General features: G+C 44.3%; 18 protein-coding genes. 7 read left to right on the top strand and 11 right to left on the bottom strand.

What is annotated here, in order from left to right:
• Window positions 1-27: 27 nt before the first annotated feature.
• On the bottom strand, window positions 28-525 hold the full coding sequence (locus TW81_RS10060; protein WP_045955566.1) for a hypothetical protein: 498 nt from the start codon (window positions 523-525) through the stop codon (window positions 28-30).
• 105 nt (window positions 526-630) lie between these two features.
• On the opposite strand from TW81_RS10060, the gene TW81_RS10055 reads away from it, so the two are divergent.
• The 3 genes from TW81_RS10055 (at window position 631) to paeA (ending at window position 4,220) form a co-directional block, all read left to right on the top strand.
• The gene (locus tag TW81_RS10055) at window positions 631-942 is read left to right on the top strand and encodes a hypothetical protein (RefSeq protein ID WP_045955565.1); all 312 of its coding nucleotides are present in this window, start codon (window positions 631-633) and stop codon (window positions 940-942) included.
• A gap of 120 nt (window positions 943-1,062) precedes the next feature.
• A complete protein-coding gene (locus TW81_RS10050) occupies window positions 1,063-2,760 on the top strand; it encodes a sensor domain-containing diguanylate cyclase (protein ID WP_045955564.1) in 1,698 nt (565 codons plus the stop codon).
• Between the two features lie 140 nt (window positions 2,761-2,900).
• On the top strand, window positions 2,901-4,220 hold the full coding sequence (paeA, locus tag TW81_RS10045; RefSeq protein ID WP_045955563.1) for a polyamine export protein PaeA: 1,320 nt from the start codon (window positions 2,901-2,903) through the stop codon (window positions 4,218-4,220).
• 76 nt (window positions 4,221-4,296) lie between these two features.
• Here paeA and TW81_RS10040 read toward each other — a convergent pair whose 3' ends face one another.
• From TW81_RS10040 to TW81_RS10000, 9 genes are all read right to left on the bottom strand, one after another.
• Window positions 4,297-4,680, bottom strand: coding sequence for a carboxymuconolactone decarboxylase family protein (locus TW81_RS10040; protein ID WP_045955562.1), 384 nt, complete (start codon window positions 4,678-4,680; stop codon window positions 4,297-4,299).
• Between the two features lie 56 nt (window positions 4,681-4,736).
• Window positions 4,737-5,093: a MerR family transcriptional regulator gene (locus tag TW81_RS10035; protein ID WP_045955561.1), complete on the bottom strand. Its 357-nt coding sequence runs from the start codon at window positions 5,091-5,093 to the stop codon at window positions 4,737-4,739.
• Between the two features lie 15 nt (window positions 5,094-5,108).
• Entirely contained in the window at window positions 5,109-5,441 is a 333-nt protein-coding gene (locus tag TW81_RS10030; protein ID WP_045955560.1) for a zinc ribbon domain-containing protein YjdM, read from the bottom strand.
• Window positions 5,442-5,527: 86 nt separating this feature from the next.
• Window positions 5,528-6,055, bottom strand: coding sequence for a P-loop NTPase family protein (locus TW81_RS10025; protein ID WP_045955695.1), 528 nt, complete (start codon window positions 6,053-6,055; stop codon window positions 5,528-5,530).
• Window positions 6,056-6,256: 201 nt separating this feature from the next.
• The gene (locus TW81_RS10020) at window positions 6,257-7,009 is read right to left on the bottom strand and encodes a hypothetical protein (protein ID WP_045955559.1); all 753 of its coding nucleotides are present in this window, start codon (window positions 7,007-7,009) and stop codon (window positions 6,257-6,259) included.
• Between the two features lie 6 nt (window positions 7,010-7,015).
• Entirely contained in the window at window positions 7,016-7,270 is a 255-nt protein-coding gene (locus TW81_RS10015) for a hypothetical protein (protein WP_156980938.1), read from the bottom strand.
• A gap of 138 nt (window positions 7,271-7,408) precedes the next feature.
• Window positions 7,409-7,825 (bottom strand): VOC family protein, encoded by a 417-nt coding sequence (locus TW81_RS10010; RefSeq protein WP_045955557.1) that lies wholly within the window; start codon window positions 7,823-7,825, stop codon window positions 7,409-7,411.
• Entirely contained in the window at window positions 7,822-8,484 is a 663-nt protein-coding gene (locus TW81_RS10005) for an isochorismatase family protein (RefSeq protein WP_045955556.1), read from the bottom strand. Before TW81_RS10005 ends, TW81_RS10010 begins: the two co-directional genes overlap by 4 nt.
• Window positions 8,485-8,502: 18 nt before the next feature.
• Window positions 8,503-9,216 (bottom strand): NUDIX hydrolase, encoded by a 714-nt coding sequence (locus tag TW81_RS10000; protein WP_045955555.1) that lies wholly within the window; start codon window positions 9,214-9,216, stop codon window positions 8,503-8,505.
• Between the two features lie 265 nt (window positions 9,217-9,481).
• On the opposite strand from TW81_RS10000, the gene pncB reads away from it, so the two are divergent.
• Window positions 9,482-10,723, top strand: coding sequence for a nicotinate phosphoribosyltransferase (gene pncB, locus TW81_RS09995; protein ID WP_045955554.1), 1,242 nt, complete (start codon window positions 9,482-9,484; stop codon window positions 10,721-10,723).
• Between the two features lie 85 nt (window positions 10,724-10,808).
• Here pncB and TW81_RS09990 read toward each other — a convergent pair whose 3' ends face one another.
• Window positions 10,809-11,762, bottom strand: coding sequence for a LysR family transcriptional regulator (locus tag TW81_RS09990; RefSeq protein ID WP_045955553.1), 954 nt, complete (start codon window positions 11,760-11,762; stop codon window positions 10,809-10,811).
• A gap of 104 nt (window positions 11,763-11,866) precedes the next feature.
• Between TW81_RS09990 and TW81_RS09985 the strand changes: the two genes are divergently transcribed.
• Genes TW81_RS09985 through TW81_RS09975 form a run of 3 tightly spaced genes read left to right on the top strand, consistent with a single transcriptional unit; the run spans window position 11,867 to window position 13,964 of the window.
• Window positions 11,867-13,207 carry an MATE family efflux transporter gene (locus TW81_RS09985; RefSeq protein ID WP_045955552.1) on the top strand — a complete coding sequence of 447 codons (1,341 nt, stop codon included), beginning with the start codon at window positions 11,867-11,869 and terminating at the stop codon, window positions 13,205-13,207.
• A 50-nt stretch (window positions 13,208-13,257) separates the two neighbouring features.
• Window positions 13,258-13,593, top strand: a complete 336-nt coding sequence (locus tag TW81_RS09980; protein ID WP_045955551.1) for a hypothetical protein — start codon at window positions 13,258-13,260, stop codon at window positions 13,591-13,593.
• Window positions 13,594-13,628: 35 nt separating this feature from the next.
• On the top strand, window positions 13,629-13,964 hold the full coding sequence (locus TW81_RS09975) for a hypothetical protein (protein WP_045955550.1): 336 nt from the start codon (window positions 13,629-13,631) through the stop codon (window positions 13,962-13,964).
• Window positions 13,965-13,995 lie beyond the last annotated feature (31 nt).

The following is a 13,995-nucleotide window of genomic DNA, read 5'->3' as shown; positions in this document are numbered from 1 at the left end:
GCATTTATTTTGCTCAAACAAAGCGGGTTAAGGCTTAACTTTGCCACCGATTAGCTCTTTGATTTCATCAAGTTGCTCGATAAAATCGGGATTAAACCTAAATGATAAACTGAGTTCATTCTTCAGGTCTTGCATACTTTTAGGCTTATCTTTATGGCACTCCAGAGCGATGGCAGAAAGCTCACCGCTGCTATTGTGATAAATGGGTAAGCGAAGCCGCCGAATGGCGTAGGACATCCGCAAGTATTGAATATCTTCACTTAGACCAAACTCTGCAAGATACGCAGACTTAGTAACTTTTGTATGCCCTTCATCGTCTCTGTTGGTGATCGCTAGCCAAAGTAACCTTAGCTCATCTAAACTTCGGATTTCTGCAATCGCTATGGCTACAGGAAACTGTCCTACCCGTTCAAATGTCGCAACACATTCATCAATGATGTTCTTTTTGCGCATGGTTTCCTGACGTTGATAGTCAAGCTCAAATTGCAAATGTTCTCGGGATAAACGCTCTTCGTAAGGTCTCATCTATCTAATCCTATCCATAGCCTATTCTCTAGCTAATGAAATAACTGAAACTCAAGCTATATTGTGTATAACAGTAAGAATTGAAACGAGCAATAGGAAAAGACAATGCAAAGCTCATTTGCGATATACACCAATCACCATCCAGTCGCCGATGATTTAGTTAATGACTGGTTTGACGAAGTCAAACACCAAAAAGAAATCTACTTTTCCAACAGCACTCAGTACCTCAAACTAAGGTTAGAGCATTTACGGGGCAACATTAGAATCATTAACTTCGAACTTGAGGGCGATTTCTACCAAATACAAGAAGATGGTCATATTTTCCCTGTTCCATACGAATACTTTGATGTCGCCTTCAAACTAAGGTTAGAAATAAACAACTTAATCAATGACAGGCAAACCAAAGCTGAGACGTAAACCCTCACATTCAGCGAATCTTATCTAAACTAAAGTACTGCTTATTGATAAACTCGTATTATACTAGGCTCCTACTCTCCTAGTGTATTCCATATCAGCAAGGCTCTAACTGAGGTTCTTTTGTTCATTCTACGTTTGTTTATTCTCTGTTTTCCTATTTTGGGTTGCGTGCTAGCGACAAGCAGTTATGCCCAAAATGACTTTAGCTACCAAGTTTCGTATCTTAAGGAGCAGACCAATCAACGTCTCTCCGTCGAAGAAGTAAGCCAGATGTTTGAGAGCGGAGAAGGAACAAAATCGGATACGGGATTATTATCGTTTGGTGTAGGAAGTGACCCTGGATGGGTTAAAATTTCCGTCAATAATCCAACCGAACATGCCATTGGTCAACGCCTAACAACCAGCGTGACGTGGGTAAATTACCTCGAGTTATACCAAGTGGATGCCAACGGTAACATCGAAAACAGATCCGCCGGTGACGCATATCCTAGGACAAAAGAAATTCAACCGAGTATTGGCATTACGTTTAATGTCCAGCTGCCAATCGGAGAGAGCGAATTTTACATCCGCGCTGAAGCGAATGACCCTATCGTTATGCCGATCCAATTTTTATCGACTGAGGACATCGCCGACAACGACATTTCCAAAGGGATTTTATATGGCGTTCTCTATGGTATTTTGCTGACATTACTTGGTTACAACTTAATTTTATACCGCTCTTTAAAGCAAGTTAACTTCGCCTATTATTCAATTTATATTGGCAGCTTTATTATTTTGAATACAGGTTACAACGGCTATCTGTTTGCTTGGGTTCATCCAGATAATTTCCTACTCCAAAACTACCTCACACTGAATATGATGGTGGTGCATAGTGCTTTGGGGCTTGTTTTCTCACTCAAGTTTTTAGATGTAAAGCGTCACAAAGCCAGACTGATTCCCTGGGTATTCTCCTACATCGGGATTGGGCTCGCCGCCATACTAACATCAACACTGATGGGGTGGCATTTGGTCGCAGTATTCATTGCATTTGCCTATCTTGGTGTTTCAACACTAATGATGGTGATATTGGGTTTACTGCATTTGACCCATGTGGAAAGAGCCAACTATTTTGTCATTGCTGTCAGCATGAGTATGTTCGGTTTGTTTGCTACCGCAGCGACTAACGCCGGAGTCATACCTTTTACCTATTTCGGCTATCATGCGGCAGAATATGGCGTGTTATTTGAAGCTGTGGTGCTGGCCTACCTGCTCTCCGTCGATTTAAAAATTAAAGAAAACGCGCGGCTTCGGGCGGAATACCTTGCCGCGTATGATCCTCTAACCAACTTGCTAAATCGACGTTCCTTTTTTACCTTCGCTTGTAAAAAAATCAGACAGCACCAAGACAACGGTATGCCTATTTCCCTTGTCGTTTTGGACATTGATCATTTTAAACAAGTCAATGACACTTACGGCCATGATGTTGGCGATAAAGCCCTTATTCACATCACAGGATTACTCAAGAAAAATATCCGACAAGAGGATTTGATTGGCCGTTTTGGCGGTGAAGAGTTGTTGATTTTATTAGCAAAAAATGACTGTACTCAAGCAACTGCCTTTACTGAACGACTCCGGCGAATATTGGAAAACTCACCACTGGAAATTGGTGGTATATCGATTAATTTGACCGCTAGTTTTGGCGTTGTTGAATGCATAAATAAGGCGTCAATTGATGAGATGATTAAACGCGCAGATGCGTTGCTCTATCAAGCTAAGGAAAATGGTAGAAATCAGGTTGTGAGTGCGAGTATTGCTGAAGAATTGGTTACGACACGCTAAACAGCGATTACCTGTCCGAATCCTCATCAACCCTACTGAACATTAGTTATCGTAACGACAAATTTAATTCATAGAAATTGTATGATTTCCAACCTGAGTTACGGCTAGAATGGCGCAAATTCTTTCTCTGAATCGTTCCCATGACCCTAGTTGAAAACCTTTTTATCATTCTGGCTCTGATATTCACCAGTTGCTTCTTTTCAATGTCTGAAATTGCTTTGGCTGCCGCGCGTAAAATCCGTTTGCGCCAACTTGCCGATGATGGTGATCAGCGGGCGCATTTAGTCCTTGGCTTGCAAACACATCCAGGTAACTTTTTTACCGTGGTACAGATTGGTCTCAATGCGGTCGCCATCATGGGCGGTATCGTCGGTGAGTCCGCCTTTACGCCGTACATAGCATCAACGTTGAGTCATTGGTTACCTGCGCATTGGGTACCACAAACCAGCTTTATTCTGTCGTTCACTTTGGTAACGAGTCTGTTTATTCTGTTTGCTGATCTTATGCCCAAACGTATTGCGATGGCGATGCCGGAAGCGGTGGCACTAAGATTAGTGAAACCCCTTCTCACCTGTATTTTGATTTTAAAACCCATAGTGCTGCTGTTTAACGGCTTAGCGAACCTTATCTTCCGCGTTCTGCGCGTGCCTGCTGAACGTAATGATGACATCACTAGTGACGATATTTATGCGGTGATGGACGCTGGAGCGGAAGCGGGAGTGCTAGATACCAACGAGCAGCAGATGATGGAAAGCGTATTCCAAATGCAATCTATTCCCGTGACATCAGCGATGACTGCGCGCGAAAGTATCGCATTTCTTTCGCTTGGTGATGACGAGACCATGCTCAAACGCAAGATAGCCGACAATCCGCATCACAAGTTTTTGGTTTGTGACGGGCAATTAGACGCCATTAAAGGTTTCGTCAACTCTACAGAGTTACTCATTCGGCTTATCAACGAGCAGACACTCGATCTCAAAAGTAGCAGCGTGGTACAAACGTGCCCTATCATTCCAGACACGTTAAGCCTTTCTGAAGCGTTAGAATACTTTAAATCCCATCGGGTCGATTTTGCTGTGGTAATGAATGAGTACGCCTTAGTGCTTGGGGTAGTGACCTTTAACGATCTGCAAAGTGCAGTCATGGGTAGCTGGGTATTGGCGGAAGGCGAAGAACAAATTGTCGCTCGTGATGAAGACTCTTGGCTGGTAGATGGTGTAACACCGATTACAGATGTACTGCGAACGCTACAAATCGATGAGATGCCTCATTCGCAAAACTATGAAACCATCGCTGGATTCATGATGTTCATGCTGAAGAAAATTCCCCGCCGCACAGATTCTGTCTCTTATGCGGGTTACAAGTTTGAAGTGGTGGATATTGATGACTATAAAGTCGATCAACTGCTTGTAACACGCATTAAATCCAACACTGAGTCAGAGCCGGCTGCTCAACACTAAAGCTGTAAGTGCGAAGAAACTAACGGGCGGCCTTGTGCTGCCCGTTTTGACGATGACTGAAAGCAAGCAACTTCAATCAGCTATCACTATGCCGCTCCAATAACACATCTTTAAAAGCAAACATTCCATTGAGCGCGGCGGGAAATCCAGCATAGACCGACATTTGGATGATCACCTCTTTAATTTCTTCTTCACTACAACCGACATTAAGTGCTGCGTTTAGATGAACTTTAAGCTGAGGCGTACAATTGCCGAGTGCCGTCAACGCGGCGACCGTCGCTATTTCTCGTGATTTGAGATCCAGTCCTTGGCGAGAATAAATATCACCAAATGGATACTCAATGGTGAACTTGGCTAAATCCGGAGATATATCTTCAAGACTTTGAATGACATTATGTCCCGCTTCGCCATCAATTTTGCTCAGTTGCTCTAGGCCTATTTCGAATCTTGTTGGTTGCATTGGTTATTCCTCTGATGGTTTGAGGTACTAACCTACATGTTAGAGTTCACTCTAAGTCAAGACACTTTTCCGGATTGGTAGAGCGCAATCTTATCATCCAATGCCAACATATGTTGTTCTAATTCTTGAATATGGCTACTGAGGAACGCACGGTGTTGCTCTAATAACTGCTGACGTTCTAATAAGGTGTCACAGCCTAGTTCTCTTAACTTTGCGTAAGTTAATATGCCTTCCAGCGGCATCCCTGTCTCTTTCAATCGCTTAACAAAGTCGATCCACTCCTTGTCACGCGAAGTATAGAACCTATGCCCACTCTGACTACGTTGGACACTCTTTAACAAGCCGATTTTTTCGTAGTACCTAAGCGTATGAGGCGATAAACCAACTAACTTAGAAAAGTCTTTGATGTTCATTCAGCCATCTCAAATTTATGCTTTCTTAACAAATTTCGCAGTGACCATCATTTCACCTGCCCCATCAACTTTGCAATCCAGCTCGTGATCTTTTCCTTCGACAATACGTCTTACCATTGCCTTGGTTCCAATCTTCAATACCAGCGAACTGCCTTTCACTTTAAGATCTTTTGCTAAGGTGACTTTATCTCCCTCAGCGAGTTGTGTGCCGTTGGCATCTTTCACGCTGAAAAGGTTTTCATCGGGTTCGTTTGGATTCCACTCGTACGCACATTCGGGACACACGAGATTCACTTGATCTTGATATACATATTCAGATTGGCAATTTGGACAAGGAGGAAATGACATACTCGATATACTTTGTTGTTGAATTCAAAACATATAGTAATGCCTCTCTTCACGGGTTGCGAATCGAATCACAAGTTTGTCCGTTTCTATGTCGAGCAATTGTCCTTGAATTGCTCAATCCATTGACTCATTTCAGAAAGAGAACGAATAATATAGACCGACTTAGTCGCGGCCATCGCATTGAGTCGTTGTTCAAAACTTTCATTCCAAAACTGTCGGCTCAATTTCAAGAATTTATAGCTTTGCAGTGTTCCTTGCACAATGGAACTCCCTTCCGGCCAGCCTTCTGGCTTTATGAACAAGCCTTTAAGCATACGTTTGGTCACTAACCAATAGCTGAGCCAATATGGCAGGTCGATATAGATGAGAGTATCAGCCACCTCAAGGCGTTGTTTAAAGGCCTCTACTGGTCCTAAACCATCAATTATCCAACTCTCTGAAACTAAAATATCCCTATGTTTTTGGTCAAATACGGTTCTCTCTTCTAGCGAGCCATCGGCTTTAAACACAATAGAGTCCAACGGATACAGTGGGATACCCGTTGCGACTGCAAGTTGTTTACTTAGAGTAGATTTACCGCTACCTGGTTTGCCAAAGACAGCTATTTTCTTCATTGCTCCTCCACGTGTTTTAGATTGGTTCCCGCGAAGTAGAAAAAGAAAAACCACCTCGACGGGTGGTTTTAGCAAAATTGAACGCGCCAACACACCACCATTCCTATGGAATGATGATAATTCGGATTAATTGGTGCATCAGATTCAGTTTCATATCAACATCCTTGTATATAAAATGAACAATGTCAACATCAACAAACATTACATCAAAGAGCGCGCGAACTCCTGCATTAATCGGGCGTTGTCAGCATGAGCCTCGTCGCCACATACTTGGCCAAAATATCGAATCTTTGGTGAAGAATAGATGGGTAACTGATTCGAGGCATAGGTCATCACTGTGCCAGCATCGCCACATAAATAGCCCCGCGCATAGGATTTAATATACGGATGAAATTCATCGAGAAGCTGCCCTTTGAGCCAATAGTCTGGCGTATCGTTGTGCCAAGCCCACGCGAGGTGACCAAGCTCGTGCTCTAGTATATGAACGTCTGCACCCGCAACTAAGACAGCAAAACTACGGCTGAAATTGACATGAGCAGTGCCGATTAGCCCATCTTCCGAGAACTTGTGCCCATTGGGCAACACCAACACATAGTAGTGTCCCGTTCGCTGCATTGGCTCAAGTACTTGCTCTCCAACCGCCGTGACAAGCTGCCTGTGCAGTTGCCCTTCTTCCACACTAGTGAATGCTTGCAGATCGATACGCTCAATCCCCGATAGCGTGCGTTTTAAAGGGACACAAGAGTTTTCCAACACCACATTGGCGTATTCCAACCAGGCATTGACTCTTTCTTCACTCAGAGACTCATCAGCAAAAAAATGAACCGGGGTTTCCACCACCTGATCAAATTCGCATTGAGGGAGCGATAACTCTTCACCGTCTCTTTTACCAAAATAAAAGAGCATTGCCACCGCCAATAAGGCTGACATAACGACTGCATTTCTGTTGTTCATAGTAAGCTACTGTATTTTTAATGGCGAAACATTTGACACTTGCGCAGGGTGAGTTGCGTGCATCAGGTGACCAAACTCATGCTCTAGTACGTGCTCCTCAGCATCGTCGGGTAGCAGGATAAAGCGATTACTTAGCTGCCAAAATGTCATTCCCGTCAGCGTATTTTCTTCGAATACCTCATATTGATATGGTGCGACAAACACAAAATAACAGAGTGGATCATGGTTAATCTTTGCAAAGCGATTTAATCGCCTCGCCATATGAAACAAAATACATTTCTGAATTTTATAAAACAAGAATATAGAATAAAAATAGCGAATATTTTCAATACTTTTGAGCATGTTCTCAGCTAGGAAACAGTCGAGTACTGTAACAGTACTCGAGTGATAAAAAGAGGCTTATCGATTAGCTATCGGATGATCAGGCTTTAATTGGAGTAGATCCCACAAATTGCCGTATAAGTCTTCGAATACCGCAACCGTGCCGTATTCTTGCTCTTGGGGCTCTCGAACGAAATGCACACCTATCGACTTCATCCGTTCGTAGTCACGCCAAAAATCATCCGTGTTTAAGAACAAGAACACTCTGCCTCCAGCCTGATTGCCGATAAAGCGATGCTGCTCCGCTTTTGATGCTTTCGCAAGCAATAAGCTAACACCGTGAGAGTTAGGCGGCGCGACCACCACCCAACGCTTATCTTGCTCTGGCTGATAGGTATCTTCAATCAACTCAAACTGAAGTTTATTGACGTAAAAATCGATCGCCTCATCGTAATCTTTTACGACAAGGGCGATGTGAACAATGTTTTGCCTCATGGTATCTCCTTAACGACAAGTGACTCGGCGTTATCAACGACTATTACCCCTTTTTCGGCGAACTCACTCACAACCTTGTCTGCATTTTCTGGGAATACAGCGCGCGTTGAGGCGAGATTCAGCACCACTTTAAAGCCCGCATCCAACAGTTGCTCTACCGATTTTTTGACACAAAAATCGAGAGCTAAACCACCGACAATGACGGTTTCAATTTGCTTAGCACGCAAAAATTCGATACCGCCAGTAGAAAGCGTATCGGCTTGATCGTGATAAAACGCACCGTATGGATGCGCGTCAGGATCAATGCCCTTGTTGATCTGAAAATCGTAGTCACGAATTGCGGGGAGACCCGGTAGCAGCTCGACTCCCGAGGTGCCAACTATACAGTGAGGGTTCCATTTTATATCGACTTCAGGCAGTCCAACGGGTTCTAACATATTACGCGGTGTTTCCGCTTCCCACGCAGCGCCAGGTGGGTGCATATCGCGTGATACCATTGTTATACAAGCTTTGCTGTGGTTATGCTTAAGCTCATCGACAATGTCTAACGCCCCCACTACAGGTAACTCATTAGGACATAACTCGCTAAACCCTTTTTGGGGGTCGACATCTACTGAAGCTGTGGTTGTTTTGTCTATATCTACATGTTGAACTTGCATTCTTCTCTCCTTCTACCTTTAACGTAGACAGGTTTGGAAATAGGTGACACCCTTTTCACCTAAGCTAAAAACTTGGGCAGGTTTGCCCCCCTTACCCCGATTGGTTGACGCCATTTTGTTCGCGCTAACGATCACACCAGTATCGATTAAGCGCCGTTTCACTGTCATTCGATTTATTTCAACACCGAATTTGCCGTACGCTGCAATAATGTCAGACACCAAAAATTCTTTATCCAAAGTGAACAGCACCACGGAGGTGTACTCTACTGCTGCACGGAGTTTGTTCCACGCGAGTCGAATCAAATCGGCGTGGTCAAAAGCCAGGCTCATTTGATCATCTAAAATGGTCTGCAAAGGAAACCAGCGTAACTGCTCTTGGCAAAGGCCGCTGTTGTCAATTTGCTCGATATTCGCCTGATTAAGCAGCGCATAATGGGCGATGGTGAGGCTCCAGCCTTCTGGGTCACGTTTGGGATTCCCTTCCACCATAGGCTGGCTGACGTAATTTGGATAAGTATGGATTTTTTGTCGGCAGATGCGTCTGCGGGCTGTATCAAAATCTTGATCTGCGGGTTGCCCTCCTTGAGTCGACAGATCATGCTCAAAGACAAAACCACCGGGTATCGACCACAAGCCATGTTCGGGCCGATCAGGGTTGTTCCTTTTAATCAACAAAACCTCTAAACCTTGTTGCCCTAGTCTCAGGCATATCATGTCAATAGTGACAATCATCGTTTATTCCCTAACACTTTAGTTGTCAAACACATTACCACCACAGCGCTCAATTTCAACCAGAACGTAACCACATGTTATTAACCAAACTTAGTTGACATCGACAATTCAAACCTTAACAAAACTACAATAAAACAGATTTTCTCTATCGTCATGGTCATTTAACATTCTATAAACTATAGTTAATAACATGATTTGACAAACCAGAAGTGCTTATTTAAAGTTCATTGCGATACCAAGGCCGAAGACAAACTAGGATGGCTGAATGACTGCCACGCTTTTTACTGACCCTATCATCCGCAGCGCGCTTGATCTTGATGTGTATAAGATCAACATGATGTATGCTGCACGGAAGTTGTATCCAACGGCCAAGGTTCGCTATGAGCTTGTTGTGCGCTCAGACGAAGACTTATCTGCGCTTAAAGACCAAGTTGAAAGTGAAATTCACAAACTTGCGCAGTGCCAGTTCAGCCGACAAGATACCGCCTATTTAGCACAAAAGGCCCCATACCTAGCAGCCGATTTTCTCACTTATCTTGAGCAGTTCAGATTTAAACCGCATCAACAAGTTATTGTTACGACCACAACGAATCAGCTACGGGTGTCAATCAGTGGTATTTGGCATGAGACGATTCTCTACGAAACCATGGTGATGAGCATTATATCTGAAGTTCGTAATAGAGCGCGCTGGAGCACTATTCCATACCAGCAATTCACTGATGTGCTTAGAAAGAAAATTTCTCAACTAAAATCAGAGTTACAGCGTCGCAATATCACCAATTTTCAGTTCTCAGAAATGGGCAGTCGTCGTCGCTTTAGCGCTCAGGTCCACCATGAGGTGGTCGATTTTCTTCACCAACATACCCCTGAACTCATGACAGGAACCAGCAATTACCATCTGGCAAAAAAATTGAATTTGACGCCGATTGGTACTGTGGCTCACGAATGGTTTATGGCACATCAGCAGTTGGTTGACCCCGCTCTGTCTCAACGCGTTGCCTTAGATAAATGGCATCAAGTATTTGATGGGCAATTGGGGATCGCACTGACTGATACGATTGGTATTGATGCCTTCTTAAAAGACTTCACGTTCGAGCGCGCTGTAAGTTACGCTGGCGTACGCCATGATTCAGGCAATCCATTTGATTGGGGTGATAAAATGCTCGCCCACTATCAATCGCTAGGTATCGATGAAAAATCCAAACTACTCATTTTTACTGACGGCCTGAACTTTGAACGTGCATTAGAAATTTGTGAGTACTTCGCTGGTCGGGCTAAGATCAGTTTTGGCATCGGTACTTTTCTCGCCAATGACATGGGAGCGTGGTCTAATCAAAATGGAAGTTATCAGCCTTTGTCTATGGTGATCAAAATGGCTGAGTGCAATGGTGGCGCTGTAGCAAAAATCAGCGACGAGCCCGAAAAAGCGATGTGTGAAGACCCCGTATTCCTAGACCAGTTAAAACAGAGCTTTAGTTTAGAGCCACAACTGAACAAGGTCAGTTGAAAAATGGCGTCACTTGCGCAACGAAAGACCTAGCGTACGTCTTTCGGCTCCGTGGCGTTGATGGGGAGTCGATTGGCGTGCAGCGCTACAGATCAACCTGATTGAGGCTCCAATTAAACTTCTTGCACAAGCGTTTTAACTGAGTGATCTCGCTGCTCGTTTGCTCCAACAACCACTGCAGTATCTCATCGGCAATGGGGGTATGATTTTTCTGATAGCAAAAGTACTGCCAGTCACTATGTTGCAGCGTAATGTTTTCAGGGCACTTAAGGAATTTGCGTTTCAATTCGGGTAACACCAGTAACAGATCGGTTACGGTGACCCCTTGACCAGAAAGACAAGCACTTAATGCCAATTCTAAGCTAAAAAAGACGGTATCGCGGCTGCGCTTACTGCCTTTCAAACCCGCATTCTCAAGCCAATATTTCCAATCTTGATGATCCAAAGTGGCATGTAAATGCGGCAAAATCAGTACATCCTCAATTTGAATATCCGTCTTGGACATGAGTTCGGCATATACCGGCGCCATGTATTCTGCACGTAAAAAAGTGATGCCATTTCTGCCCACATAGCGATCACGTTGGCGAGTATTGAGAATCAACAAATCACAATCTTCCTGCTCCAACACGGGATCTTCTTCAAATGATGGAATGATCACTATCTCATGTTCAGGGTACTTTTCATTCAACATAGCGACATTGGGCAGCAAAACTCGCGTTGCATAGCTAAGCGCACTTTTAATCACAATTCGCTTTTTGGCCGGCGCTTTCCATTGCGCAATCAATGATTCTAGGTTATGGAAGTTTTGCGCTAGGACTTCATATAACTCTTTGCCCTTCGCCGTCAATTCAATTGTGCGATGTTTGCGTATCAGCAGAGTGGCATTCAGTTCATCCTCTAACTGTTTAATCTGCCTACTGACTGCGCTTTGCGTAACATTCAGCTCATCCGCTGCCTTGGTAAAACTCATTAAACGCGCCACCACTTCAAACACTTTAAATCCGTTGTGCGAATAGGGCAGATTGATATAAGGACTCATGCATCATTCCCATGACTTAAACTCATACCAGAATGGCATAAATGTCATTTGAACTCCACATGGATTGCCCCTACCTTATTGTGATAACGATCACGAGGCTTAGAATGCAAAAAATACTCTCTCTCGCAATTCCACTTATTATCTCGCAAATGATATCCATGGCATTGGTTTTAACCGATATCTGGATGATGTCGCGCCTAAGTGTGTCTGCCATTGCCGCTGGGGGATTAGGCGCATCGATCTACTCATTCGTATTTATCGTTGCCAGTAGCACAGTTGGTTGCGTCGCAAACTTAATTGCTATTGCCTATGGTCAGCGAGTCGCTCGTCCTGAATTCGGCAATAAACAGATCAGACTTGCAGTTAAAGGTGCAGTGCTACTATCGATTATTCTTAGCCTAGTGCTAAGTATCAGCTTTATTTTTACACCGCAGTTGTTTGCACTTGCCAACCAGCCAAGTGAGCTAGTGGTACCTGCAATGCAGTACGTCGATACACTCAAGTGGGCCATGCTACCTTCACTGTTGCTTCTAGTTCTGCGCGGTTTGACTAGCGCATTTGGCAATGTTCGCTCGATTATGGTGATGTCGCTCGTGACCGTGATACTCAACGTGCCAATCAGCTACCTATTAGCCTTCAGCCTTGACTTAGGTTTGGCAGGGCTAGGGGCAGGCACTGCGCTTGCTGCTTTGATTGTTATGATTGCTTACGCGATTTGGGTGTTTAAACGCCCTGAGTACGCGGCTTTTGCACCTTGGTTACATAAAGAAGAATACTCTTTGTCACTGTTAACTCCCCTACTCGCTATGGGTTTGCCGATTGCTTTGGCAGCCTTGCTTGAACACGGCTTGATTTACGGCGGAACTTTGATGGCGGGCACTATCGGTATCGCGGCCCTAGCCCTGCACCAGATTCTGCTGCAATGCTTAAGCTTTACATGGAATATCAACTTCGGGTTTTCTCAAGCGGCGGCGATTCTCGTCGGACAGGACTTTGGCGCAGAGAACTATACAGCGATTAAACGTACCGCCTTGCGCAGTTTTGCAATCACCACGGTTATCAGCGTCATTTTGGCTGCAGGATTTATAGTGTGGCCTGAGCTCATTGCCGCCATGTTTAACCTAGACCGTGAGTTAACTCACCTGCTTACCTTGGTGCTTTGGGTTGTTGCGCTCTCATTTATTGTTGACGCATGGCAACTACTGGCGATTAATTTGCTCCGCGGTATGAAGATTGTTATGGGACCAACGATTATGACTGCCATTGGCTATTGGCTATTTGGCCTGCCTGCGGCTTGGTTTTTATTAGCTGATTTTCAGTTGGCCGGAATTTGGGGCGGCATCGGCATTGGATTAGGTGTCACAGGCGTTCTATTGCTTATCCAACTCATCATCGCGATTAAAAAGCAGGGGAATCGACAGCCGCTTGCGGTTGCGATCGGCTAACCGTAAACTGCCACTATTGATTAAGAGCCCATGTAGCTGACCAGCGAACGATGACCGATCTAGACCTCGAATTTGAACACATCTATTTAGAAGTTAAAGCTGAACGCTGGCAACAAATTGAGCGTTTTCTGTTTAGCTATTATTGCTTTCGCGAAGGCTTGGTAACAAACAACAATAAGCCTGATTGGGAAACAGCGCGTAAAAACGCAACTCGTTCGAAAAAAGTGCAACAAGCTGGGTTACAAACGGCAATGCCAGCTTATTGGTATCAAAATGCTGATAAAGATCCGTTTGCGCGCTTTAACCAAGTTAGCATTGCTCTCAACACTGCCTCACCCCATGATAATGACCCTGCTTCCAACACGGCAAGTATTAGTCGACTATAATCAATCGGTTATTCGCTAGTTTATCGAGGTTATAAATGTTAAAGAAATTGTTGTGCTTTTCTCTGTTGGCAACACTGGCAACCATTGTCAGTGCCAATCCTACTGTTTTAAAAAACGATCCTAATCGCCCTGTCGATAAGGTCAGCAAAGATTTAGGTGTTTCGGAGGAGCAGTTTGTCGCTTGTTTTAATAACGTCAATCCAACACCCGGTGGAGACCGTCCAGAATCAAGTGAACGAGTGCACGCCAATAAAGCCGTGTTGTTACCCTGCCTGCAGAAAGCGAATCCACATATAACCAATGACATGCTAGATACGGTTATGGATCGTTATCGCCCGGGCGGTAGAGATGCGCAAAAACCAAGGCAGTAGCGAGCTTCTAACGTGACACTTCTAATACCTA

It is taken from the genome of Vibrio galatheae, assembly GCF_000967545.1.
In the GTDB taxonomy this organism is placed as follows: Bacteria; Pseudomonadota; Gammaproteobacteria; order Enterobacterales; family Vibrionaceae; genus Vibrio; species Vibrio galatheae.
This window is presented reverse-complemented; position numbering and strand designations above follow the sequence as displayed.

Bases quoted from the DNA above. Each gene is read 5' to 3' on its own strand.
- TW81_RS09985 (WP_045955552.1), top strand. From the start codon at position 11,867: ATGCAAAAAATACTCTCTCTCGCAATTCCACTTATTATCTCGCAAATG.
- TW81_RS10005 (WP_045955556.1), bottom strand. From the start codon at position 8,484: ATGCAAGTTCAACATGTAGATATAGACAAAACAACCACAGCTTCAGTA.
- TW81_RS10010 (WP_045955557.1), bottom strand. From the start codon at position 7,825: ATGAGGCAAAACATTGTTCACATCGCCCTTGTCGTAAAAGATTACGAT.
- TW81_RS10015 (WP_156980938.1), bottom strand. From the start codon at position 7,270: ATGGCGAGGCGATTAAATCGCTTTGCAAAGATTAACCATGATCCACTC.
- pncB (WP_045955554.1), top strand. From the start codon at position 9,482: ATGACTGCCACGCTTTTTACTGACCCTATCATCCGCAGCGCGCTTGAT.
- TW81_RS10000 (WP_045955555.1), bottom strand. From the start codon at position 9,216: ATGATTGTCACTATTGACATGATATGCCTGAGACTAGGGCAACAAGGT.
- TW81_RS10020 (WP_045955559.1), bottom strand. From the start codon at position 7,009: ATGAACAACAGAAATGCAGTCGTTATGTCAGCCTTATTGGCGGTGGCA.
- TW81_RS10025 (WP_045955695.1), bottom strand. From the start codon at position 6,055: ATGAAGAAAATAGCTGTCTTTGGCAAACCAGGTAGCGGTAAATCTACT.
- TW81_RS10060 (WP_045955566.1), bottom strand. From the start codon at position 525: ATGAGACCTTACGAAGAGCGTTTATCCCGAGAACATTTGCAATTTGAG.
- TW81_RS10055 (WP_045955565.1), top strand. From the start codon at position 631: ATGCAAAGCTCATTTGCGATATACACCAATCACCATCCAGTCGCCGAT.
- TW81_RS10030 (WP_045955560.1), bottom strand. From the start codon at position 5,441: ATGTCATTTCCTCCTTGTCCAAATTGCCAATCTGAATATGTATATCAA.
- TW81_RS10035 (WP_045955561.1), bottom strand. From the start codon at position 5,093: ATGAACATCAAAGACTTTTCTAAGTTAGTTGGTTTATCGCCTCATACG.
- paeA (WP_045955563.1), top strand. From the start codon at position 2,901: ATGACCCTAGTTGAAAACCTTTTTATCATTCTGGCTCTGATATTCACC.
- TW81_RS10040 (WP_045955562.1), bottom strand. From the start codon at position 4,680: ATGCAACCAACAAGATTCGAAATAGGCCTAGAGCAACTGAGCAAAATT.
- TW81_RS09980 (WP_045955551.1), top strand. From the start codon at position 13,258: ATGACCGATCTAGACCTCGAATTTGAACACATCTATTTAGAAGTTAAA.
- TW81_RS09990 (WP_045955553.1), bottom strand. From the start codon at position 11,762: ATGAGTCCTTATATCAATCTGCCCTATTCGCACAACGGATTTAAAGTG.
- TW81_RS09975 (WP_045955550.1), top strand. From the start codon at position 13,629: ATGTTAAAGAAATTGTTGTGCTTTTCTCTGTTGGCAACACTGGCAACC.